This is a genomic window from Prochlorococcus marinus str. MIT 0918, from assembly GCF_027359415.1.
Taxonomy (GTDB): domain Bacteria; phylum Cyanobacteriota; class Cyanobacteriia; order PCC-6307; family Cyanobiaceae; genus Prochlorococcus_E; species Prochlorococcus_E marinus_C.
The window spans coordinates 1,676,596-1,697,684 of sequence record NZ_CP114780.1 but is presented as its reverse complement, the minus strand read 5'-3'; the positions used below and the strand labels follow the sequence as shown (position 1 = coordinate 1,697,684).

Sequence of the window (21,089 nt, the reverse complement as noted above, 5' to 3'; positions counted from 1 at the left end):
GACTTATTATTTTAGGCCAGTGAAGGTTTTAAAATGTTTGATTTTATTCTTGGATCACATGAATTCCTAGGGAATCATACTTTTGCTGAATTCTTAGTCGGTTACATTTTTGGAGCCGCATTAATAATAGGTGCTCCGACAGTCTTCCTGCTATTGGCTTTCATTAGTGCTCTCATGAAAACTAATGGGAAAATGGGAGGATATAGAGAGTATGAAAACTATGGGAAATCATCATTAAATGACTGCCCACCATTTATTTTGCCTGATCCAACAAACCCTAAATCATCAATGAACCGTCAAAATAATTCTAAAAAGGGTCGATTTGCATAATAATTAAATAAAGGCTCTAGCCTTTTCTTTTTAGATATAACCATTTATAAAACTATAAAAATTCAGTAAAGAAATCATTTCAAAAATGTTTTATAGAATAAATAAGTAAGAAGATGTTTACCAAGATTATTAAACTAATAAAAAAAGACTTCTCATAATCTGTCTAGTACCAAAAATCATGGTCAATGAACATGGTCAAGACAAACAAATGCCATTAGTAGAGCACCTAGAGGAACTCCGCCAAAGGGTTTTAAAAAGCCTTTTATCTATTTTAATTGGAGCCTTAATATGTATTATTTTTGTAAAACCATTAGTTAAAGCATTAGAATTACCTGCCGAAGGTATACATTTTCTTCAGCTCTCACCCGGTGAGTTTTTATTCGTATCAATAAAAGTTGCTGGTTATGGAGGGTTAACTATTGCCCTACCATATATAGTTTTTCAAATTCTTTCTTTTGTTTTACCTGGTCTTACAAAAAAAGAAAAGAACCTGATTACTCCTGCTGTAGCAGGTTCTAGCTTACTATTTCTTGTTGGAATATTTTTTGCCTGGTGGGCATTAGTACCTGCCGCTTTGAAGTTTTTAGTTAATTATGGTGCAGATGTAGTAGAACCACTTTGGTCAATTGAAAGGTATTTAGATTTTGTTTTATTGCTTATGGTTGGGACAGGGCTCTCTTTTCAAATACCAATATTACAATTGCTTTTAGGTGTTTTTAATCTCATTAACTGGAAACAAATGCTCTCTGCATGGAGATGGGTAATAATGTCTTCAGCAATTGCTGGAGCAATTATCACACCATCAACAGATCCCATAACAATGACTTTATTAGCAAGTTCTATATCAATTTTATTTTTCTTAGGTGTTTTACTTGTTGCTATTACTGATCAATTTAAAGAACAAATTCCTCCAACTGCTCATCCCCCCTCAAAAGCAAACTAATAGCCCTTCCTACACTTGGCTTTTGTTTTGTATTTAAAAGCCAATGCCTAACTAAATTGCTCTTCCCAAGTCTATTAATAATCTCAAGTACTTTCTCAAGCTTTTCACAATATTCCATTTCTTTTAAAGGGAAAGATTGTTTTTCTAGATAACCCCACATCATTTGCAAATAAAACCGTTCACCTTTTAATACAAGCCTAAGGTCGTAAGTGACTCCCCAACGATTGCGAAGACACTGCATGACTTCTTGGACTCCTAAAGGGTTGGTTTTTTGAGTACTTTCAGAAATACTAGTAGCCACAAAATCAAAGAATGATATTTAAATCCCTTCTTTTTCAAGCAGGGTAGACCCTTTACAAGTCATAATGGTTTTAATTATGAACTGTGTGAACATCAGGCATGACACAAATGAGTCCTAGCGATGTGCCCTCAATGGGGAGACGTCAGTTCATGAACCTTCTTACTTTTGGTACTGCTACAGGAGTTGCCTTAGGGGCTCTATACCCTGTTGCAAATTTTTTCATGCCATTAAGAGCTGGAGGTGGGACTGGAGGTTCAACGGCAAAAGATGAACTGGGCAATTCAGTAACCGCCAGTGGATGGTTATCCAATCACCCCGCTGGCGATAGAAGTCTTGTTCAAGGTCTAAAGGGAGACCCCACTTATTTAATAGTCGACGGGGATGATGCAATTGGAAATTTTGGCATTAATGCAATATGTACTCATCTAGGCTGTGTCGTTCCTTGGAATAGTGGAGAAAATAAATACATATGCCCATGTCATGGGAGTCAATATGATGCCAATGGAAAAGTTGTAAGAGGTCCTGCACCACTATCTCTTGCCTTAACACATATAGATGTAGAAGATGACAATGTACTTGTAAGTCAATGGACAGAAACTGACTTCCGAACTGGAGATCAGCCTTGGTGGGCCTAATTTGTTTCTCTCATTTAATTCTTTTTTCCTGTAATCATTAAAATCACCACATCATGAGACGCATACTTACTTTTTTCCTAGGATCCATAATTGTTGGATTTTCTTTGATTTTCTTCCCATCTTCAAGTTGGGCCTACCCTTTCTGGGCACAACAAAATTATGAGAATCCTAGAGAAGCTACTGGCAAGTTGGTTTGTGCAAACTGTCACCTAGCAAAGATGACAACCCAAGTAGAAGTTCCTCAATCAGTTGGAGCAGATAGCGTATTTAAAGCAGCAGTTAAAATTCCTTATAAAGCAGGTACTGAAGAGATAGGCGCAGATGGAAGCAAAGTACCTCTTCAGGTAGGCGCAATTGTAATGTTGCCTGATGGCTTTAAACTTGCCCCACAAGATCGTTGGACAGAAGATATTAAAGAAGAAACCAAAGGTGTTTACTTTACCAATTACAGCGAGGATAAAGACAATATAATATTGGTTGGTCCATTACCTGGTGATCAAAATAAAGAAATAGTCTTTCCTATTCTTTCTCCCAATCCTGCAACAGATAAGAATATTCACTTTGGGAAATACTCAATAAATGTAGGAGGCAATAGAGGGAGAGGGCAGGTTTATCCGACAGGTGAAAAAAGTAACAATTCTATTTTCACATCATCCAAACAAGGCACAGTTTCATCAATTACAAATGACGAAGACGGTATTACCAATATCACAATTCAATCAGATGAAGGGGATTCATTTGTCGAAACAATTCCAGTTGGGCCAAATGTAATAGTAAAAGAAGGAGATAAAATAGAAGCAGGAATGGCTTTAACCAATGACCCTAATGCAGGTGGCTTTGGTCAGTTAGATACAGAGGTTGTCCTTCAGAGTCCTGCCAGAGTGTTTGGATTAATTGCATTCTTTGCAGGAGTTGCATTAACACAAATTTTACTAGTCCTAAAGAAGAAACAAGTCGAGAAAGTGCAAGCTGCTAAAGAATTCTAAGAATACAAATAACACTAAATGGAAGCAATTATTGCTGCCTTAATATCTCCTGGCCCAATATTAGAAATTGGAGTATTACATTTACGTTGGTATGGCATCCTTATTGCATTAGCAGTATTAATTGGTCTTAGAATTTCTAGTCAACTTGCTAAAAGTAGAGATCTTCCCAATAATTTAATCAATGACTTATTACCTATATTAGTTTTAAGCTCTATTATTGGAGCAAGAATTTATTATGTTGTATTTGAGTGGCGAAAATATAATGGTATTTACTTTTGGAGCCAAATAAATTTATTTGGCATAACATTTTCAATACCTAGTTTTCTAGAGGTTTGGAGTGGAGGTATTGCAATTCATGGTGCATTAATAATGGGAACAATTTCAGTAATATTTTTCTGTAAATATAAAAAGCAGAATTTTTGGGATGTTCTAGATGTTCTTTTACCATCAGTAGCACTTGGACAGGCTATAGGAAGGTGGGGTAATTTTTTTAACAATGAAGCTTTTGGAATCCCAACTGATCTTCCATGGAAATTATTTATCCCATATTATGCTAGACCTGATGAATTTTTAAATTACAAATTTTTTCACCCCACATTTCTCTATGAGTCACTATGGAATATATGTATTTTCTTCTTGCTAATAAATCTCTTTAGATTAAATATTAATGGTTCTATAAAGCTACCTTCTGGAGCATTAAGCTGCATATATTTAATCTCTTACGGTTTTGGCCGTATTTGGATAGAAGGGCTTAGGATTGATCCGCTATGCATTGGGTCAACTCCTCCTTTTTGTGAAGGTGGTTTTAAAATCGCACAAATCGTTAGCTTAATGATGATTTGTTTAGGTGCACTTGGTCTCTTATGGATATATCAAATCAAAAGAAAAATGCCTAAGCTTGGCATAATTAACAAGAAAAGATAATGAATCCGATTTCAATAGTTGGAGCTGGACCTGGTGCCAAAGATTTATTAACGCTAAGAGCATTAAATAGAGTTAAAGAAGCTGACGTAATCGTATGGACAGACTCATTAATCTCTCCAGAAATCATAGCTCTAGCACCAACTCAATGTGAAAAAATTAGAACCAGTTCTCTAACTCTTGAAGAAATTTTATGCTTGCTTATCAAGCGAGCAAAAGACGGGAAAAAAATAGTTAGGCTTCACGATGGAGATCCATGCCTTTATGGCGCAATATCAGAGCAAATTTGCGGCTTAGCTGAAGAAGGAATAGAAGTTGAGGTTATACCTGGTATAAGTGCATATCAAGCTACTGCTGCAGAATTAAAAAAGGAATTAACCATTCCAGGTTTAGTACAAACCATTATTCTCAGCAGAACAAGTGGCAGAACCGGAACTCCCAAAACAGAAGAACTAGAGAATTTTGCAAAAACCGGGGCATCATTATGCATTTATCTAAGCGCCAGACACATAGATGATGTGCAAAAAAAACTGTTAAATCATTATCCTGAAGATACTCCTGTGGCTATTGGGCATAGGGTGACGTGGAAAGATCAATGGTTAAAAATAGTTCCTTTAAGAGAAATGGCTGCGATATCAAAAAAAGAAGGATTTATTAGAACAACGCTTTATATCATCAGTCCTGCATTGAAATCACATGATCAACGTTCAAAGCTCTATTATGATGGTCACAAACATTTATTTAGGAAAGAATAAATGGGAAAGTCTGAGAAAATACAATCAAAAGCAAATAATTTAACTGATGCTAAAATAACATTGAAAACCATTGGTCCTTTAATAAAAGATGCAAGAGAAAAACAAAATATATCACTAGAAAAATTATCTGAAAGCCTCAAAATTAGCCAAGACTATCTTTATGCAATTGAGGATGCTGATGAGAGTTCCTTACCTGAAATGATTTATGTAAAAGCAATGATAAGAAGACTCTCAGAAAAGCTAAATATTGACATAGTAAGTTTTTTAGAGAAAGAGGCTAACAAAAAGAGGCCAAATAAAGTCATAAACAAGAAGAAATCACGAATTAAATTTAAAAAGTCCTATATACTTTTTCCAATATTATCTATCATTGCAATATTGTCAGGTATTTTATCAACTAAGTTTTTGGTCCAAAGTTTTCTCAAAGAAAACTATACAGACACAACTAATAAAAGAGACATACTGCAAGAACAAACTTTAAGATAAAGTTGAATTAAAGTTATTGATCAACTAAAACTTTCAAATCAACTCCTGTCATATCTTTCACGATCGGGAAACAATTACTTAAGCTCCAACATTCCAGTGCTAAATTCTGATTTTTATTTTCTGGAATTAAATAAATCATAACTTCGGAATTTTTGCAAACTAGCTTCAAAGAATTAACTACAGGCTCAGGTCGAAGGTCTAAAGCAGCTGAAATGCGCAAAATTAAAGACATTTCTTGCACAAGTTTACGATGTTCCTTTTGTTCTAAAACCTGCCAAGACTCATGCCTTTTCTTTGGAAGGTTTTTCCTATGATATCTAGCTATAGCTGCGATCATGAGATGTTCTGCATCTGAATAACCCAACAATTCACCATGACGTATTAAATACCAAGAATGCTTATGGTAAGAACTTAAATTTATGTGTTTGCCGCAAGAATACAAAATAGCTGCAGCCCAAAGCAATTGTCTGCCAGCGCCATCATCATGATGCAAAACCCCATGAGTATTGTCATAGATAGAAAGCGCGTGTTTTGCCACACTTTCAGATCGTTTTCTATTGACTGAAAACCTTTCTGCTTGATGAATAACAGTACGTTCACGAATACTGCCTTGAAAACTAAATCGATCCTTTAACAAGCCTTTGCGAGACATCCAATCAACAATCAACCCTTCTCTTAAAGCCCTCTCACTAAGGACAACCTCCTTTTTATTTAACATTTGCATTGCTGTCTGCATAATCAACGCGCCTGGCACAATAATCTCAGCTCGTCGTTCACTTATAAACGACAACTTTTTCCGTTGAGGAAATGACATCTTCAGCAACTTCTCAAGTAACTTATCTAATTTTGCTTTTGAAAATTTATATCCATGCATTTTCAGCAAAAAATCCTCTTCTTCTGATGCTGTTAACGCACCTATGGCAAGTGCAGTACCACTAGTCGCTACTAATACCATGCTACCTAAATCATTTACACGAGAACAAATCTTATTAACAGCTGGCTCTAAAGATCCCTGTATAAATGTTCTTAAAAATTCAACTCTATTTGGCGAAGCAAACTCATCTTTCAAGAAATCTCTCTGAAGGCTTACAGCTCCTATCCTTGTACTAGTCAAAGCCCTTGCATCTTGGCTATCAGCAAGTATTAATTCTGTAGATCCTCCACCAATATCAATAATCAGATGAGGGTTCCCCTCAAAAGACATTCCTGAAAGCACTCCTAAATATATAAGTCGGGCTTCTTCGGATCCACTTATTAATTCAACTTCTAATTCAAGTTCTTCATTAATCTGAGCTAAGAGCTCTCTACCATTAGGAGCTTCTCTAATAGCACTTGTAGCCGCTAAAAGAATCTCATCAACTTTATAACTAAGAGCAAGTTCTTTAAAGCGTCTTAAAGTATCAATTACTCTCTTTTTTGCAGATTCTGTAAGTTCACCTGTATCCGAATCTCTGTTCCCAAGCCTAGTAGATGATTTTTCGGCTAATTCAATACTAAATGTTTGCAACTTTAAGTCTACAGTTGTAATCACTAAGTGAGTAGAATTTGTCCCTATATCAACTGCTGCTACTCTGCGAATCTTTTCATTATTTCTAAAGCGAGAATCCTTGCTTTGAAAATTCCCCTCATCATTAGATGAAAAAGGATCTAAGCCTGTAACTTCAACAGGATTCTTTGACACAATTAGTCTCAAAGCCGCTCAAGAAATCTAGCAGCAATTCCTTAATCATTGAAGGAAAACTTACAAGTGAAAAATTTTCTCATTGCCAACAAAACCCTTGAAAATTTAATAAGTCTGCTCCGATGGAACAAACCTAGTGGCAGATTGATTTTACTAATTCCTGCAGGATGGGCACTTTGGCTTGTTCCATCGGCTCCGCCTAATGGGAATTTAATTTTACTAATAATATTAGGAGGTCTCTTGGTTAGCGGATCCGGTTGTATCGCAAATGATCTCTGGGATAAAAAAATAGACTCTAAAGTTCAACGCACTAAAAATAGACCTTTAGCCAATGGGAGCATCAGCATAAACACTGCTCTAGCAATATTAGTGTTATTTCTTTTATTAAGTTTAAAAGTCATTTTTTTACTTCCTACGTCTAGCCAAGATCTTTGCTTAAAACTTGCTGGGATTGCTTTATTACCGATACTAATTTATCCATCTTCTAAAAGATGGTTTAAATATCCACAAATTCTTCTTGCAATCTGCTGGGGATTTGCAGTATTAATTCCCTGGGCAGCAAGTGAATCCTCTCTAAATGGTGGATTACCTCTCCTAACATGTTGGCTAGCAACAATGGTTTGGACTTTTGGCTTTGATACTGTTTATGCCATGGCAGATAAAAATGACGATAAAGAACTCGGTCTTAATAGCAGTGCTATAGCACTTGGGACAAACGCTTTTAAAATAGTTTCTATTTGCTATGCCTTAACATCCTTGTTCATCGCAATTAGCGCATTAAGCCAGGGGATAGGGATAATCTTTTGGCCTTTTTGGATATTGGCCAGCATGGGGATGCAACGAGAATTAATATCCTTAACCACATTAAAATCAAACATGAAATTTTTTGGGCGACATTTTCGCAACCAAGTCTTTTTAGGAAGCCTGATTTTACTTGGACTAATGGTTGGAAATATTTAGCAAATGACTCTTATTAACCAAGGTACAATTACAAAGCCACTACAAACTGGAGACAAGGTCCTTTCAATAGCTGTAAGTTCACCTGTAAACAACAAGGAGACGCTACTTCAAGGGTTAAAGATACTAAAAGAATGGGGCTTGATAATTGATAACAAAGTTGAAATTGGAAGACATTGGGGATATTTTTCCGGAGAAGATGCTCTTAGACATGATGAATTGTATCCTGCCAAAACCCCTTCCTTAACTGCATTTGCCAAAGGGGGCTGGGGATCTGCTCGATTATTAGAATACCCTCAACCATGGAAAGTAGGTTGGGTACTTGGTTACTCAGACATATCATCTCTACTGCTTGCAAGATTAAAAGCTGGTTTTGATGGTGGGGTTCATGGACCAATGATAAGCACTCTTGCAACTGAACCTAAGTGGAGCAAAGAACGACTAAGGTCTCTTTTGTTCGACAAATCTGTGCCTAGCCTTTATGGAGAGCCCTGGGTTGATGGGATAGGTCATGGTCCTTTAATTGCAACCAACTTAACTGTAGGATCTCATCTACTAGGAAGTAGCCATATGCCAAATCTTAAAGGTGCTATTTTAGTTATTGAAGATATTGGAGAAGCTCCTTATAGGATTGATAGGATGTTGACTCAATGGAGACTAAATGGCTTACTTCAAAACCTTGCAGGACTAGCGTTTGGCACTTTCAGGGATTGCGAATCCCAACAAGAAGACCAGGATAATCAATCTTTCAATCTACAAGAAATTCTTAAGGAACGCTCTATGGATTTAAATATTCCTGTAGTTGCAAATCTCCCTGTAGGTCATTGTTGCGGTAATGCCGCCCTCCCTCTCGGGTGGGAAGCTACTCTTAATGGTCAACAAGGGACCCTTAGTCTTTTCCCCTGCTCTTAATTAATGCATCAGCAATAACAAGATCAAATGGCGTGGTCACTTTAATGTTCGATGGCGAGGATTCTAAAACCTTCACAGGCCAACCAAGTTTTTCAAACAAAGATGCATCATCTGTGACGCTCCAACCATTTAAAAGAGCTGTTTGATGCCCTTTTTTTAACTCTTGAACAGAAAAAGCTTGAGGCGTTTGTGCAGCCCACAAATCAGATCTCTCGGGAGTATTGGCTATAAAACCATCTTTAGATACTTTTTTTATTGTGTCGCTCACTGGAGTCGCAGCAATAACTGAAACTCCTTGTTGGACTAATTTAGAACAGCTATCAAACAAATCAGACTCGACTAAGCATCTTGCTCCATCATGAATAAGAACATATTCAGCTTCTAAAGGCAAAGCAGCCAAGCCTAATTGAACAGACTCTTGACGTGTCCTGCCTCCATCAATCCAATGAACATTCATGGAATGTTCTTCAATGAGAGGAATTATGGCTTCTTTATCACAAGGCTGAGCAACGATTCCAATCCACTCTATTGATTTAGCTGCTTTAACAGCCTCAAAAGTCCAAGCCAATACAGGTTTTCCCGCTACTTTCAACAGTAATTTATTGCAATTAGCACCCATCCGAGTACCACTACCTGCTGCTGCAATTAATAAATGCAAAATTTACTCCTTTTAAGAAAGAGATTAATAACGTTGAACTTACTCAACATTGTTCTAACTTATTAAGTTGAGCACATACTGCTTTGATCCCCACAATCAAAGAAACAAAACATCGCATGACTTCTTCCTCAATTCTTCATGGTCAAACTGCAATTGTTACTGGTGCTAGTAGAGGGATAGGGAAAGCAATTGCTTTATCTCTTGCCAATGCAGGAGCAGAAGTTGTTGTGAATTATGCAAACTCACTAGAAAAAGCCGAGGAGGTTGTAAATAAAATCAAAGCCTCTGGCGGAAATGCTTATGCCTTAAAAGCTGATATAGCAGATGAAATTTCTGTTAATCAATTAATCAATACAGTTTTAGAGAAAAGTGGAAAAATAGACATTTTAATAAACAATGCTGGTATCACAAAAGATGGTTTATTAATGAGAATGAAGAAAGAAGATTGGCAATCAGTAATTAATCTGAATTTAACAGGCGTTTTCTTTTGTACCAAAGCAGTTTCCAGATCAATGATCAAACAAAAAAAAGGCAGGATAATTAACATCACATCTGTTGTAGGCATTATGGGGAATGGTGGTCAATCTAATTACGCTTCAGCTAAAGCAGGTGTTATTGGATTAACAAAAAGTACAGCAAAAGAATTTGCTAGCAGAGGTATTACAGTAAATGCTGTTGCTCCTGGATTTATACAAACCGATATGACAAAAGAATTAGATGCAACCCCAATCCTTAAATCAATTCCATTGGGTTGTTTCGGGACTCCTGAACATGTTGCTGGAACTGTATGTTTCCTAGCAGGTGATCCTGCTGCTTCCTATATCACTGGACAAGTTTTGCAAGTCGATGGGGGAATGGTGATGAGCTAAATCTAAAAAACTACTCAATTCTCGAAACACTTATATCAAAAGGAAACCGATCAGATTAAACCAATTTGTTTAGCTAGATAATACAAGTGGAATAGGAATAACTAATCAGAACAATGAAGATTAACTCCTCTAAAACCTCAAAATTGTTAATACTATAACTAAAATCATGCTTATGTACTATCAATAATTAATCCTCTAGTTATCAAATTGGGATCCTTGATAGTATTCCTCAAATAAGCCATAGGGCGCTTTGATTGAAAGAAAGCATTAACATTAATAGCTTTTTCTTGGATTAAAACGCTTATTGATAAATGAAAGAGAGCTCTAACTGGCACGCTAACACTTAAATTATTATTGCTCTATTGATTGGCCAAGTTCATCCCTCAATCTACGAATACGCTGTAGCAACTTTAATCTCCTCTTCCTAGCTGTTGCTGTCAAGAAAAGGCGCAAAGGGAAATAAATCACAGTCATTATTCCAGCCAGGCCGGTCATCAAAATAAAAAATAACGATCCCGAATCATTCATATATTCAACATTAAGTCTCGAACAGATAATATCCACAATTTAAATCAAAAATTCAAAGGATTCGGCTTTCCCCACTTCTTTACATCTGACTTTCCGTAAGAGTGTTAATGGAAATTGCGAATGGTACCCAAAAACATGTCAAAAATCATTAGATCATCTGATGAGTCCAGAGTCGCTCTAGAAAATGGTGTAAATTCATTGGCTGACGCTGTAAAAGTAACTATTGGGCCAAAAGGCAGAAACGTAGTCTTAGAAAAGAAATTTGGGGCCCCAGATATCGTTAATGATGGAGTTAGCATTGCAAAAGATATTGAATTGGAAAATCCCTTTGAGAATCTTGGTGCAAAGCTTATAGAGCAAGTTGCTTCTAAAACAAAAGATAAAGCTGGTGATGGAACAACAACAGCGACAGTTTTAGCTCAAGTTATGGTTCATGAGGGGTTAAAAAATACAGCTGCTGGCGCAAGTCCTATTGAGCTTCGTCGTGGAATGGAAAAGGCTTTAGCATGTATTATTGAAAACTTGCAAAAGCAAAGTAAAAAGATTAGTGGAGACAAAGTAGTTCAAGTCGCAACCGTAAGTTCAGGGGGAGATGAAGAAATAGGAAAGATGGTTTCAGAAGCCATGGAGAAAGTAAGTGTTGATGGGGTAATTACAGTTGAAGAGTCAAAGTCATTAAACACAGAGTTGGAAATAACTGAGGGCATGGCATTTGATAGAGGTTATAGTTCTCCATACTTTGTTACTGACTCTGAACGTCAAATTTGTGAGTTTGAGAATCCTTTACTTTTAATTACAGATAAAAAAATTAGTTCAATAAATGATCTTGTGCCCGTATTAGAAACAGTCCAAAAAAGCTCTTCCCCACTTGTTATTTTGGCCGAAGAAGTAGATGGTGAGGCCTTGGCAACACTAGTAGTTAACAAAAACCGTGGAGTACTTCAAGTCGCAGCAGTAAGAGCTCCATCATTTGGAGAAAGAAGGAAAGCTGCTCTTGCTGATATCGCAGTATTAACAAATGGCACTTTGATAAGCGAAGACAAAGCAATGTCTTTAGACAAAGTTCAGTTATCTGATTTAGGCAAAGCAAGAAAAATAACTATCACAAAAGAATCAACGACAATAGTTGCTAATGATGACACTAAGAATGAGGTTTCTTCAAGAGTTGCCTCTATTAAGCGTGAATTAGATCAAACAGAGTCTGATTACGACAAAGAAAAGCTTAATGAACGAATTGCAAAACTTGCTGGTGGTGTTGCAGTAATTAAGGTAGGAGCTCCAACAGAAACAGAATTAAAAAACCGTAAATTACGTATAGAAGATGCTTTAAATGCAACACGTGCTGCTGTTGAGGAGGGTATTGTTGCAGGAGGGGGAACTACTCTCATTCAATTAGGTGAAGCATTAAATCCTCTAAAAAAAGAACTGGAAGGTGACCAAGCGACAGGTGTAGAAATAATCAAACAAGCATTATCTGCACCTGCAAAACAAATTGCTCACAATGCTGGTGAAAATGGAGATGTAGTGGTTTCAGAAATCCAACGACTTGGCAAAGGGTTTAATGCTGCCACTGGTAAATATGAGGATTTAATGTCTGCAGGCATAATTGATGCAGTGAAAGTAATTAGATTGGCTTTACAAGATGCTGTATCTATTGCATCACTACTTATTACAACAGAAGTTGTCATCGCAGATAAGCCAGAACCGCCAGCTTCTGCTGGAGAGGGAGGGGCTGATCCAATGGGCGGAATGGGCGGAATGGGCGGAATGGGTGGAATGGGCGGAATGGGCGGAATGGGCGGAATGGGTATGCCTGGAATGATGTGATCTCATAGGCAAGTCAAAACAACAATAATTTTCTTATATCTAATATCTATAGGTTCCTACACTAATTCAAGAAGCTTTAGGTATTGACTCTTCAAAACGAGTAGGCAACCATCTTCTAAAACTGCTTATTGCTGGGGATGGTGGAGGTGAAATATATTTTAATTCCTCAATTTGCCCATGTTCTTTTAAGCTCTTATCCATTTGTTCCAATGTATCTATCTCCTGATAGTCAACAGTTTCATCTATGTAATTTACCAAATTTTGATTTTTTGTTATGGATGAAATCTCATTTGAATAATTAACTAAAGCATCTTGATCTAAACCATTTTTTACACCAGGATTATTCTCTAACGTTGAATGCTCTGTATATACAGAAATGTTTTCAACAAAACTTGTCTCTTGAGCAGTAGATTCATCAAGAGTGTCATAACCAAATCTATGCACCCATTGTGCTTTTAAACAAGAAACCTGATCCTGAGAATCAATCTTGATAGCATTACAAATCTTCTTGCGAAGATGGTCTTTGCGAAAGAGAATACATTCTATTGGCATTGTTAAAAAATCAAAGTTAAGTGAGTTTGCGATTTAATAATGGGCGAATAAGCAAAAACAAACCTACAGTTAAAACCATTAATAGAAGCAAGCATCCATATCCTGTGATGTCTCCATAAGGAGCTTGTATAAGGATGCTTCCCATATCAAGCGAGTTGCTATATGCAGCTCGAATAGGTTCTATAGCAAATGTAAGAGGATTAACTGTTGCTAGCCAGCCCAACCATACAGGCATGAAAGAAATTGGAACTAAAGCTGTGCTTGCAAAAAGTAGTGGTAAATTGAAAACAAATATCACAGCAATTAATTCAATATGTCCTGGTAAAAGAAATGCCAATCCCAGGCTTAATGCAGTTACTCCAAAAACTAAAATAATAAGAGTTAAAAGTACTAAGGCAAATCCCTCTGCGCTAGGCCATCCATAACCAAGAAGAAAAGCTGCCCCCATAATCGAAATGCTTTGCAAAATACTAATACTTGTTATATAAATGACTGAAGAAAAAACAATTGAACTTCTCGTCTGTAAAGGAGCAACAAGTAAGCGATTTAAAAATCCAAATTCACGATCAAACATTACTGGCAACCCAGCATTAAGGGCTCCACTAAAAGCAGTAAAAACAATGATCCCGGCACCAAGAAATTTTCCATAATCCATTCCTCCTGGCAAAAACTCTTTAGGCGCATTTGCAAATAAAGCGCCGAACAAAAACAACCAAATCAATGGTTGAAGGATGCCTGCAACTAAAGTTGAAGGACGACGGATTAGCTGCAAAAAAAGTCTCCAAGTTAAAGCGAAAACTTCTTGAAAAAATCGCGCCATTTGGGAGCTGGTTTTTTCAGTATTTTGCAGAGGTGAAGCTGTAGTTTTCATGAGGCAACTAATAAGAAAAAAATTCTTAATCGCATTAATTAAAGAGGGGTTTTATCTCATAGATTGCTTTGCTTCTTTTTTAAAATCTCTCTTACTAGAGACTTCCAACTCTGTATCCATGAGAGTCTTTCCAGTTGCCTGCAGATAAACATCATCTAAACTAGGGCGACTTTCAGAAACTGCAAATACATCAAACCCTTCACCATTTAATTTACAGCGTAATCTGGATAAAGAGTCAGCAGCATCAATAAAAAAGTTCAAAGAAAATCCCTGAGCCTTATTAACTACTACATTATTGACACCTTCAATCTCTTCAATCAAACCTTTAACTTTTTCACCCTCAATTTGCGTACTAAATTCTCTAACCCTCAAAGTAACTCTATTATCTCCTAATTCTTTTTTTAGTTCCTCTGGAGACCCTTGAGCAATAACCCTCCCAGAATCAATTATTGCCATCTGATCAGAAAGTTCATCAACCTCCTCAAGATAATGGCTACTTAAAAGAATAGTTTTACCTTCATCACGAAGCTCTCTTAACAATGACCATATGGTTGCTCGGCTTTCTATATCCAAACCAACTGTAGGTTCATCTAAAACTAATAATTGAGGTTCATGCAATAGTCCAGCAGCAAGATCTAGTCGTCTTCTCATGCCACCTGAATAAGAACCAGAACGTCTATCGATCCAAGAAGTCATAGCAAGTCTTTTAATTAGTTCTCCAATTCTTCTATCTCTATAAGTCTTACGCAGGTGATAAAGATCACCTTGCAACTGAAGTAACTCTCTCCCTGTAAGAATCTTGTCTATTGCAACCTCTTGCGCTACATAACCAATTTTATTTCTAACAAAATCAGGATTTTCTAAAGCGTTTATGCCAGCAAGAGTAACTTGGCCAGAATCAGGTTCTAACAAAGTACAAAGGATTCTCAAAGTAGTACTTTTGCCAGATCCATTAGGTCCAAGAAGACCAAACAAACACCCTTCTGGAACCTTAAGAGTTAATTTTCTTAAAGCCTTGACAGAGCCATAAGACTTCTCTAAATCCTGAAGTTCAATAAGGTGCATTGAAAAGGGATCAGATAATCAATATTAGAAATCTAGAGAAAAAATTGGTAAAAAGTGAATTATCAATGATGTTAATTATCTTTTTTTAAGCAATAGAAAACACATCTCTCATATTTAGGAAAAGGTAAATAGCTTGGTTATGAAATTGGCACGCTAACGAAAGCCGACTAATAACGAGCAAAAGACAAATCCCAAACATATAAAGAATCGACCAACGAAAAAGTCCTTTTGCTCGTTTCATATCTTCAGGATCTTCAGCCAATCTTTGAACCATTTGCAAGAGTCTTACATTAAAAGGCACTACTAAAATTCCATAAAATAGTCCTCCTTCAGGCAAGGCAAGTACACCTAAAAAGCTTAATAAGATTGTTGCCCAACCATACTGAGAGATTGCCTTTGCAGTAACAGCAGAGCCCTTAACTACTGGCAACATAGGTATCCCTACGGATTTATAGTCATCTTTCAAGAAAATTGCTAATGCCCAGAAGTGTGCAGGTGTCCATACCATTACCAATGCAAACAGCCACCATCCGCTAAGACCAATATGCCCAGTTGCTGCTGCTGCGCCAACCAAAGGAGGGATTGCTCCAGCAACTCCTCCTATCACTATATTTTGAGAGGTTCGAGGCTTTAAAAAAGCTGTATACAGCAAAACGTAGCTACATAACCCCAGCAAAGAAAGCCCTGCTGCCAAGCAATTAACACCACTGATCAAAAGAGCAGCTGCAGCCAATGTACAAGAGATGGCACCTGCAAAAACTGCTGTAGGGGATAAGCGGCCAGAAGGCAATGCCCTAGAACTAGTACGTTGCATACGTCCATCTAAATCTTGCTCCCAAAGGCAATTCAATGCTCCAGCAGCAGCAGCGGCAAGAGCACCTCCTCCCAGAGTGCAAACAATTTTTGGAGAGGATAAAGGCCACCCATCACTTAATGCCATTCCGCCAATTGTTGTTGCCAAAAGCAATGGGATCAAACGAGGCTTTGCTACTTCCAACCAAGGGGGTAGCTTAATCTTTTTCCTAGACGGAACTATTTGATCACGCCTAGTAGATTCTGGAAAAATTTGAGTAGTTGAACTAACCATGGCAAATCTTAAGAGAAGTTTCATCAACTAAATGAGGTGCAATAGAAGACGAATGGGTTACCTTTCGAACACTAAGAGCAGATAAGAATGCAACTAATAAGGATGCAATTAGTTGATGGCAAACGATTACTAATGGTTCACTTAAAGCTAAGAAAACAGCAAGTGAACCTAACCCAATTTGCAAAACCACAAGTCCTAAAAGAATTAAAAAGAACGGCCATTGTGAGCGAAACCATCCCCCCATAGAAATAGATACAAAGGACAACAAACAAATGCTTAGGACAACTGGCAATGCTGAAAAACTATGCAGATTCAACCATCCACAATCAACACCATTAGATATGCATTTTTGAGCTGACCATGTTGTTGCTAATCTGCTCCCAAGCAAACACTGCATAAAAACCATCAAAAGCGAACCTCTTGCTAAAAACTTCCACCAAAATGGAGGGTCTGTTCCATTTGGAGAAAGTAAACTCTGGGACAATCCACTCACAAGCGCTACTAATGTTAAAGCCAAAAACAAGTGACCCATTACCACAAAAGAAGGCAAAAGATTTATAACAGTTAAAGCGCCAAAACTACCTTGAAGAATAACTAAAGATAAGATCATAAAATTCAGCCATAGCAACCTATTTGATACATAAGATCTATATATTAAAGATAATAAGAATTGCACGGCAATAGCAATACCAACAAAGCAAGCATCTAAACGATGAAACCATTCAAGAAAAACTTGGACATTCATTTTGCCTTTTGGGAAAATCGACCCATAACAAAGAGGCCAATCAGGACAAGCTAAGCCAGCTTCCATAACACGTGTAGCGCCTCCAATGGCAACCAATGCTATCAAGGCCACTAGAACATGAGAGGCCAATTGGCCTAGGCGGGCTCTAATTATGTTTGGAGTCAAACTGGTCAAAATTGAGCTCCAAATAAAAAATATTTCTTATATCGCAAGGTAGCCATTTCAGATGCTACGGCATGTTTTTATCAGGAGTACAACTAAATAAAGTTTGAAAAATCTCCCATTCCTGACAAATTCACTTCATTTGATTTTATGGATTATTCAAATCCCTCTAAAAGAAAGAAAATCTCAGGAATTAATCATATAGAAAGTTTTCTGCATGCATGAAAGTGCAATTCTCTATAAATTAGAAATTAAGTTCATTTAGTTTTATATTGCTCCCAAAAACAGCTATATATACAATTTTAATTAGCCTGACCCTTATCCTTGGCGGTATATGGGCAAGTGATCATTTAAGTTTTTTACCTGCTGTAGCAAGTACTAATGCACCTATATATGATGAATTATTTAAAGTTCTTTTTGTTATTGGGACAATATTATTTGTTGGGATGACAGCCCTTGTTGTTTATAGCCTTATTCATTTCCGAAAAAAACCAGGGGAAACAGGAGATGGTTTGCCAATAGAGGACAATCTGCCACTTGAAATTTTATGGACAGCTATTCCAGCAATAGTAATTTTATTTGTTGGTCTTTACAGCTATGACATATATGAACGCATGGGGGGAATGCAAACTCTGAATCATAGTCATAACAATGAGTCAGAAATGGTTCATCAAAGGCTTTGGGGAGGTATTGGGTCAGCAAAACAAGAGACTGAATCTTTGCAATCAATTCCTGTACTAAATATTGAATTAACCGCAATGCAATTTGCTTTTCTATTTAATTATCCGGAAGGAGAAATTATCTCTGGAGAACTTCATGTTCCATTAGGGCAACCAGTAAGCATGAGAATGGAATCTAAAGATGTAATTCATGCATTTTGGGTACCTGAGTTTCGACTCAAACAAGATGTAATACCAGGTCAACCAACAATCTTGAATTTCACACCTACCAAAGCTGGGAGATATCCAATCATATGTGCAGAGCTATGTGGGCCATATCATGGGGGCATGCGTTCCACTGTTGTAGTGGAACAACCTGAAGAATATCAATCCTGGTTCCAAAAGAATGCCAAACAGCCTGAAATAGAATTATGAGCTTTTCAATCCAACAAGAAAACACTCAAAAGGAACCAAACCTTCAACCTACCGGTTGGTTCCGTTACTTTAGCTTTAGCTTAGATCACAAAGTTATTGGTCTTCAATATTTAGTTTGCGGCTTTATTTTTTACCTGATAGGAGGATCTTTAGCTAGTGCTATTCGTATAGAACTTGTAAGCCCTATTTCAGACTTTATGCCAAGAGAAATCTACAACCAAATTTTGACTCTTCATGGAACAATAATGATTTTCTTGTGGATTGTTCCAGTTGTAAATGGTGCATTTGGTAATTATTTAATTCCATTTTACGTCGGAGCTCGAGATATGGCATTCCCTAGACTTAATGCAGTTGCTTTTTGGCTTATCCCTCCTGCAGGATTAATGTTAATAAGTAGTTATTTTATTAATGGTGCTGCTCAGTCTGGTTGGACTGCTTACCCACCTCTCAGTATTACTACTCCTGCAGCAGGCCAAATCGTATGGATTATCAGTGTGCTACTGCTTGGTGGTAGTTCTATCTTTGGAGGTATCAATTTCATAGCTACTATTCTCAAATTAAGAAGGCCTGGCTTAAAGCTCATGCAATTGCCTATGTATTGCTGGGCAATGTTGGGAACAAGTATTTTAGTGGTTTTATCTACACCTGTATTGGCTGGAACCCTAATCCTCTTAAGTTTCGACATTGTGGCGCATACAGGTTTTTTCAATCCTGCTTTAGGAGGCAATGTAATTGTTTATCAACATCTTTTCTGGTTCTATTCTCATCCTGCGGTTTACATAATGGTTTTACCAGCTTTTGGATTAGTAAGCGAGATCCTTCCAATTCATTCGCGAAAACCTCTTTTCGGATATACAACTATGGTTTATTCAATAATGGGGATTGTAGTTCTAGGCCTTATAGTTTGGGCACACCACATGTTTACCAGTGGCACACCACCATGGATGAGGCTCTTTTTTACTATTGCTACTGCATTTATCGCAGTACCAACTGGTATTAAATTCTTTAATTGGGTAGCAACTCTTTGGGGAGGGCGTATATCAATTAATAGTGCAATTCTTTTTTCCTGTGGATTTATTGTGAATTTTGTTCTAGGAGGAATTACAGGAGTTGCTTTAGCTCAAGTCCCTTTTGATGTACATGTTCATGACACCTACTTTGTAGTCGCCCACTTTCATTACATAGTCTATGGAGGTTCTGTTTTTGTAATCTTTTCATCAATTTATCATTGGTACCCAAAATTCACAGGCAAAATGCTTAATGAAAAACTCGGTAAATTACATTTTATTATTACCTTTATTGGCTTCAATCTATGTTTTGCCCCTCAACATTGGTTAGGTCTTAATGGCATGCCAAGACGCGTCGCAGAATATGACCCTCAATTTGCTTTGGTTAATCAAATAAGCAGTATAGGTGCATTACTTATGGCCTTAAGTACTCTTCCATTCTTATTTAATGTTATTTATAGCGCTATAAAAGGAGAAGAAGCTGGTGATAATCCATGGCAAGCTTTAACACCTGAATGGTTAACAAGCTCTCCACCACCTGTTGAAAATTGGGTTGGAGAAGCGCCTCTGGTAACTAAGCCATATGGATATGGAGAAGAAGAGCACAAAAACGACGAGCCAACTAACAACGAATTACAAAGCTTATGACCATAGTTTCACCGCTAAACGAGAAATCTGAACAATCAATTTCCCAACAAAACAACCATGAAGATCATCGATTGTTTGGTTTAATTGCTTTTCTTGTGGCAGATGGAATGACCTTTGCGGGATTTTTTGCTGCTTATTTAACTTACAAAGCAGTCAACCCTTTACTTCCTGATGCTATTTACGAGTTAGAACTTCCACTCCCAACATTAAATACAATATTACTACTTGTAAGCAGTGCGACATTTCATAGAGCCGGAACAGCCTTAGGCAAAAAAAAGAATAGTCAATGTCAAATTTGGCTACTTGTTACCGCAGGGCTTGGGATTGCTTTTTTAGCAAGCCAAATGGTGGAATATTTCACCCTGCCATTTGGGCTCACAGACAACCTTTATGCAAGCACTTTTTATGCACTTACTGGTTTCCATGGGCTACATGTCACTCTAGGAACATTAATGATCTTAATTGTATGGTGGCAAGCACGTTCCCCTGGAGGGCGCATATCAAGTGAAAACAAGTTTCCTCTAGAGGCAGCAGAAGTGTATTGGCATTTTGTTGATGGCATATGGGTTGTTTTATTCATCATCCTCTATCTTCTTTAATCTTGAATTCTTGATACTAAAAAAGAAAATTTCACAGCGTTTTGTTGCCACAATTGCAGTTATTCGTCAGAATTAATAGAAATTAATAGAACTATTAAATGCTGGTAGGCAAGGAATTACTCGAAAAAGCCAAATCCTTAAGCAATTGTTCTGAGGATGAGATTGCAAGAGGTTGCGGTTATGTGGGCCCAAGTGGAAGGGTTTTACGAAAAAACTTCTATCGAGCCTTAGTGCAAGCAAAGGGATACAAACTACGTTCAAATGGTCCTGGAAGGCCAGGGAATCGATCTTCTCGTGGCCGACAAGCAGAATTTCGCACTAAAGTTCACGGAAATGGAAACCTTTTAATCGGACACGCCTATACCAAAAAACTAGGTTTAGAGCCTGGTCAAGAATTTAGGATAGACATAAGAAAAGATTCTGGTGCTATCTCTCTTCAACCCTTAAGTGGTAAAAAAGCATAAAAAAAT

Annotated in this window: 23 protein-coding genes; 15 read left to right on the top strand and 8 right to left on the bottom strand. The window is 37.2% G+C overall.

Annotation, left to right across the window (positions count from 1 at the left end; all coding sequences use genetic code 11):
* Positions 1–33: 33 nt before the first annotated feature.
* A complete protein-coding gene (locus tag O5636_RS09205) occupies positions 34–330 on the top strand; it encodes a hypothetical protein (RefSeq protein ID WP_269622492.1) in 297 nt (98 codons plus the stop codon).
* Between the two features lie 178 nt (positions 331–508).
* Complete coding sequence (tatC, locus tag O5636_RS09200) at positions 509–1,273, top strand: twin-arginine translocase subunit TatC (protein ID WP_269622491.1); 765 nt, start codon at positions 509–511, stop codon at positions 1,271–1,273.
* Here the strand turns inward: tatC and O5636_RS09195 are convergent.
* The gene (locus O5636_RS09195; RefSeq protein ID WP_332299706.1) at positions 1,224–1,574 is read right to left on the bottom strand and encodes a DUF3067 family protein; all 351 of its coding nucleotides are present in this window, start codon (positions 1,572–1,574) and stop codon (positions 1,224–1,226) included. The genes tatC and O5636_RS09195 overlap by 50 nt on opposite strands.
* Before the next feature lie 98 nt (positions 1,575–1,672).
* Here O5636_RS09195 and petC point away from each other — a divergent pair, with 98 nt between their 5' ends.
* From petC to O5636_RS09170, 5 genes are read left to right on the top strand one after another with little or no spacing between them, the layout of a single operon-like run.
* Positions 1,673–2,209 (top strand): cytochrome b6-f complex iron-sulfur subunit, encoded by a 537-nt coding sequence (gene petC, locus O5636_RS09190; protein ID WP_269622490.1) that lies wholly within the window; start codon positions 1,673–1,675, stop codon positions 2,207–2,209.
* A gap of 53 nt (positions 2,210–2,262) precedes the next feature.
* Complete coding sequence (petA, locus tag O5636_RS09185) at positions 2,263–3,195, top strand: cytochrome f (RefSeq protein WP_269622489.1); 933 nt, start codon at positions 2,263–2,265, stop codon at positions 3,193–3,195.
* A gap of 18 nt (positions 3,196–3,213) precedes the next feature.
* Positions 3,214–4,119 carry a prolipoprotein diacylglyceryl transferase gene (lgt, locus tag O5636_RS09180; RefSeq protein WP_269622488.1) on the top strand — a complete coding sequence of 302 codons (906 nt, stop codon included), beginning with the start codon at positions 3,214–3,216 and terminating at the stop codon, positions 4,117–4,119.
* The gene (cobM, locus tag O5636_RS09175) at positions 4,119–4,871 is read left to right on the top strand and encodes a precorrin-4 C(11)-methyltransferase (RefSeq protein WP_269622487.1); all 753 of its coding nucleotides are present in this window, start codon (positions 4,119–4,121) and stop codon (positions 4,869–4,871) included. Before lgt ends, cobM begins: the two co-directional genes overlap by 1 nt.
* The gene (locus O5636_RS09170) at positions 4,872–5,357 is read left to right on the top strand and encodes a helix-turn-helix domain-containing protein (protein ID WP_269622486.1); all 486 of its coding nucleotides are present in this window, start codon (positions 4,872–4,874) and stop codon (positions 5,355–5,357) included.
* A 13-nt stretch (positions 5,358–5,370) separates the two neighbouring features.
* Here O5636_RS09170 and O5636_RS09165 read toward each other — a convergent pair whose 3' ends face one another.
* Positions 5,371–7,038 carry a Ppx/GppA phosphatase family protein gene (locus O5636_RS09165; RefSeq protein ID WP_420063771.1) on the bottom strand — a complete coding sequence of 556 codons (1,668 nt, stop codon included), beginning with the start codon at positions 7,036–7,038 and terminating at the stop codon, positions 5,371–5,373.
* Positions 7,039–7,104: 66 nt separating this feature from the next.
* On the opposite strand from O5636_RS09165, the gene O5636_RS09160 reads away from it, so the two are divergent.
* Both O5636_RS09160 and O5636_RS09155 read left to right on the top strand, forming a co-directional pair.
* Positions 7,105–7,998, top strand: a complete 894-nt coding sequence (locus O5636_RS09160) for a 4-hydroxybenzoate polyprenyltransferase (protein ID WP_269622485.1) — start codon at positions 7,105–7,107, stop codon at positions 7,996–7,998.
* A gap of 3 nt (positions 7,999–8,001) precedes the next feature.
* Positions 8,002–8,907 carry a S66 peptidase family protein gene (locus tag O5636_RS09155; RefSeq protein WP_269622484.1) on the top strand — a complete coding sequence of 302 codons (906 nt, stop codon included), beginning with the start codon at positions 8,002–8,004 and terminating at the stop codon, positions 8,905–8,907.
* Here the strand turns inward: O5636_RS09155 and ispD are convergent.
* Entirely contained in the window at positions 8,885–9,565 is a 681-nt protein-coding gene (gene ispD, locus O5636_RS09150; protein ID WP_269622483.1) for a 2-C-methyl-D-erythritol 4-phosphate cytidylyltransferase, read from the bottom strand. The two genes, O5636_RS09155 and ispD, sit on opposite strands and share 23 nt — an antisense overlap.
* Before the next feature lie 116 nt (positions 9,566–9,681).
* On the opposite strand from ispD, the gene fabG reads away from it, so the two are divergent.
* Together fabG and groL are read left to right on the top strand one after the other, a co-directional pair.
* A complete protein-coding gene (gene fabG, locus O5636_RS09145; protein WP_269622482.1) occupies positions 9,682–10,434 on the top strand; it encodes a 3-oxoacyl-[acyl-carrier-protein] reductase in 753 nt (250 codons plus the stop codon).
* 663 nt (positions 10,435–11,097) lie between these two features.
* The gene (gene groL / locus O5636_RS09140) at positions 11,098–12,789 is read left to right on the top strand and encodes a chaperonin GroEL (RefSeq protein WP_269622481.1); all 1,692 of its coding nucleotides are present in this window, start codon (positions 11,098–11,100) and stop codon (positions 12,787–12,789) included.
* A gap of 66 nt (positions 12,790–12,855) precedes the next feature.
* Here the strand turns inward: groL and O5636_RS09135 are convergent, their stop codons facing one another.
* The 5 genes from O5636_RS09135 to O5636_RS09115 all read right to left on the bottom strand — a co-directional run bounded on the left by O5636_RS09135 (position 12,856) and on the right by O5636_RS09115 (position 17,283).
* Positions 12,856–13,341, bottom strand: coding sequence for a hypothetical protein (locus O5636_RS09135; RefSeq protein WP_269622480.1), 486 nt, complete (start codon positions 13,339–13,341; stop codon positions 12,856–12,858).
* Positions 13,342–13,357: 16 nt separating this feature from the next.
* The gene (locus O5636_RS09130) at positions 13,358–14,161 is read right to left on the bottom strand and encodes an ABC transporter permease (protein ID WP_269622479.1); all 804 of its coding nucleotides are present in this window, start codon (positions 14,159–14,161) and stop codon (positions 13,358–13,360) included.
* A gap of 102 nt (positions 14,162–14,263) precedes the next feature.
* Positions 14,264–15,277 (bottom strand): ABC transporter ATP-binding protein, encoded by a 1,014-nt coding sequence (locus O5636_RS09125; protein ID WP_269622478.1) that lies wholly within the window; start codon positions 15,275–15,277, stop codon positions 14,264–14,266.
* 85 nt (positions 15,278–15,362) lie between these two features.
* Positions 15,363–16,364, bottom strand: coding sequence for a heme o synthase (locus tag O5636_RS09120; RefSeq protein ID WP_269623586.1), 1,002 nt, complete (start codon positions 16,362–16,364; stop codon positions 15,363–15,365).
* The gene (locus O5636_RS09115; RefSeq protein ID WP_269622477.1) at positions 16,357–17,283 is read right to left on the bottom strand and encodes a COX15/CtaA family protein; all 927 of its coding nucleotides are present in this window, start codon (positions 17,281–17,283) and stop codon (positions 16,357–16,359) included. Before O5636_RS09115 ends, O5636_RS09120 begins: the two co-directional genes overlap by 8 nt.
* Positions 17,284–17,543: 260 nt before the next feature.
* On the opposite strand from O5636_RS09115, the gene O5636_RS09110 reads away from it, so the two are divergent.
* From O5636_RS09110 to O5636_RS09095, 4 genes are all read left to right on the top strand, one after another.
* A complete protein-coding gene (locus tag O5636_RS09110; protein ID WP_420063770.1) occupies positions 17,544–18,365 on the top strand; it encodes a cytochrome c oxidase subunit II in 822 nt (273 codons plus the stop codon).
* On the top strand, positions 18,362–20,020 hold the full coding sequence (gene ctaD / locus O5636_RS09105) for a cytochrome c oxidase subunit I (RefSeq protein ID WP_269622476.1): 1,659 nt from the start codon (positions 18,362–18,364) through the stop codon (positions 20,018–20,020). The genes O5636_RS09110 and ctaD overlap by 4 nt, the downstream gene beginning before the upstream one ends.
* On the top strand, positions 20,017–20,619 hold the full coding sequence (locus tag O5636_RS09100; protein WP_269622475.1) for a cytochrome c oxidase subunit 3: 603 nt from the start codon (positions 20,017–20,019) through the stop codon (positions 20,617–20,619). Before ctaD ends, O5636_RS09100 begins: the two co-directional genes overlap by 4 nt.
* Before the next feature lie 98 nt (positions 20,620–20,717).
* Complete coding sequence (locus O5636_RS09095) at positions 20,718–21,083, top strand: AbrB family transcriptional regulator (RefSeq protein ID WP_269622474.1); 366 nt, start codon at positions 20,718–20,720, stop codon at positions 21,081–21,083.
* Positions 21,084–21,089: the final 6 nt, after the last annotated feature.

Coding starts and splice junctions, on each gene's coding strand:
- lgt (WP_269622488.1), top strand. CDS start 3,214: ATGGAAGCAATTATTGCTGCCTTAATATCTCCTGGCCCAATATTAGAA.
- ctaD (WP_269622476.1), top strand. CDS start 18,362: ATGAGCTTTTCAATCCAACAAGAAAACACTCAAAAGGAACCAAACCTT.
- O5636_RS09155 (WP_269622484.1), top strand. CDS start 8,002: ATGACTCTTATTAACCAAGGTACAATTACAAAGCCACTACAAACTGGA.
- O5636_RS09125 (WP_269622478.1), bottom strand. CDS start 15,277: ATGCACCTTATTGAACTTCAGGATTTAGAGAAGTCTTATGGCTCTGTC.
- cobM (WP_269622487.1), top strand. CDS start 4,119: ATGAATCCGATTTCAATAGTTGGAGCTGGACCTGGTGCCAAAGATTTA.
- O5636_RS09100 (WP_269622475.1), top strand. CDS start 20,017: ATGACCATAGTTTCACCGCTAAACGAGAAATCTGAACAATCAATTTCC.
- groL (WP_269622481.1), top strand. CDS start 11,098: ATGTCAAAAATCATTAGATCATCTGATGAGTCCAGAGTCGCTCTAGAA.
- fabG (WP_269622482.1), top strand. CDS start 9,682: ATGACTTCTTCCTCAATTCTTCATGGTCAAACTGCAATTGTTACTGGT.
- petC (WP_269622490.1), top strand. CDS start 1,673: ATGACACAAATGAGTCCTAGCGATGTGCCCTCAATGGGGAGACGTCAG.
- petA (WP_269622489.1), top strand. CDS start 2,263: ATGAGACGCATACTTACTTTTTTCCTAGGATCCATAATTGTTGGATTT.
- O5636_RS09170 (WP_269622486.1), top strand. CDS start 4,872: ATGGGAAAGTCTGAGAAAATACAATCAAAAGCAAATAATTTAACTGAT.
- O5636_RS09205 (WP_269622492.1), top strand. CDS start 34: ATGTTTGATTTTATTCTTGGATCACATGAATTCCTAGGGAATCATACT.
- tatC (WP_269622491.1), top strand. CDS start 509: ATGGTCAATGAACATGGTCAAGACAAACAAATGCCATTAGTAGAGCAC.
- O5636_RS09135 (WP_269622480.1), bottom strand. CDS start 13,341: ATGCCAATAGAATGTATTCTCTTTCGCAAAGACCATCTTCGCAAGAAG.
- O5636_RS09130 (WP_269622479.1), bottom strand. CDS start 14,161: ATGGCGCGATTTTTTCAAGAAGTTTTCGCTTTAACTTGGAGACTTTTT.
- O5636_RS09120 (WP_269623586.1), bottom strand. CDS start 16,364: ATGGTTAGTTCAACTACTCAAATTTTTCCAGAATCTACTAGGCGTGAT.
- O5636_RS09095 (WP_269622474.1), top strand. CDS start 20,718: ATGCTGGTAGGCAAGGAATTACTCGAAAAAGCCAAATCCTTAAGCAAT.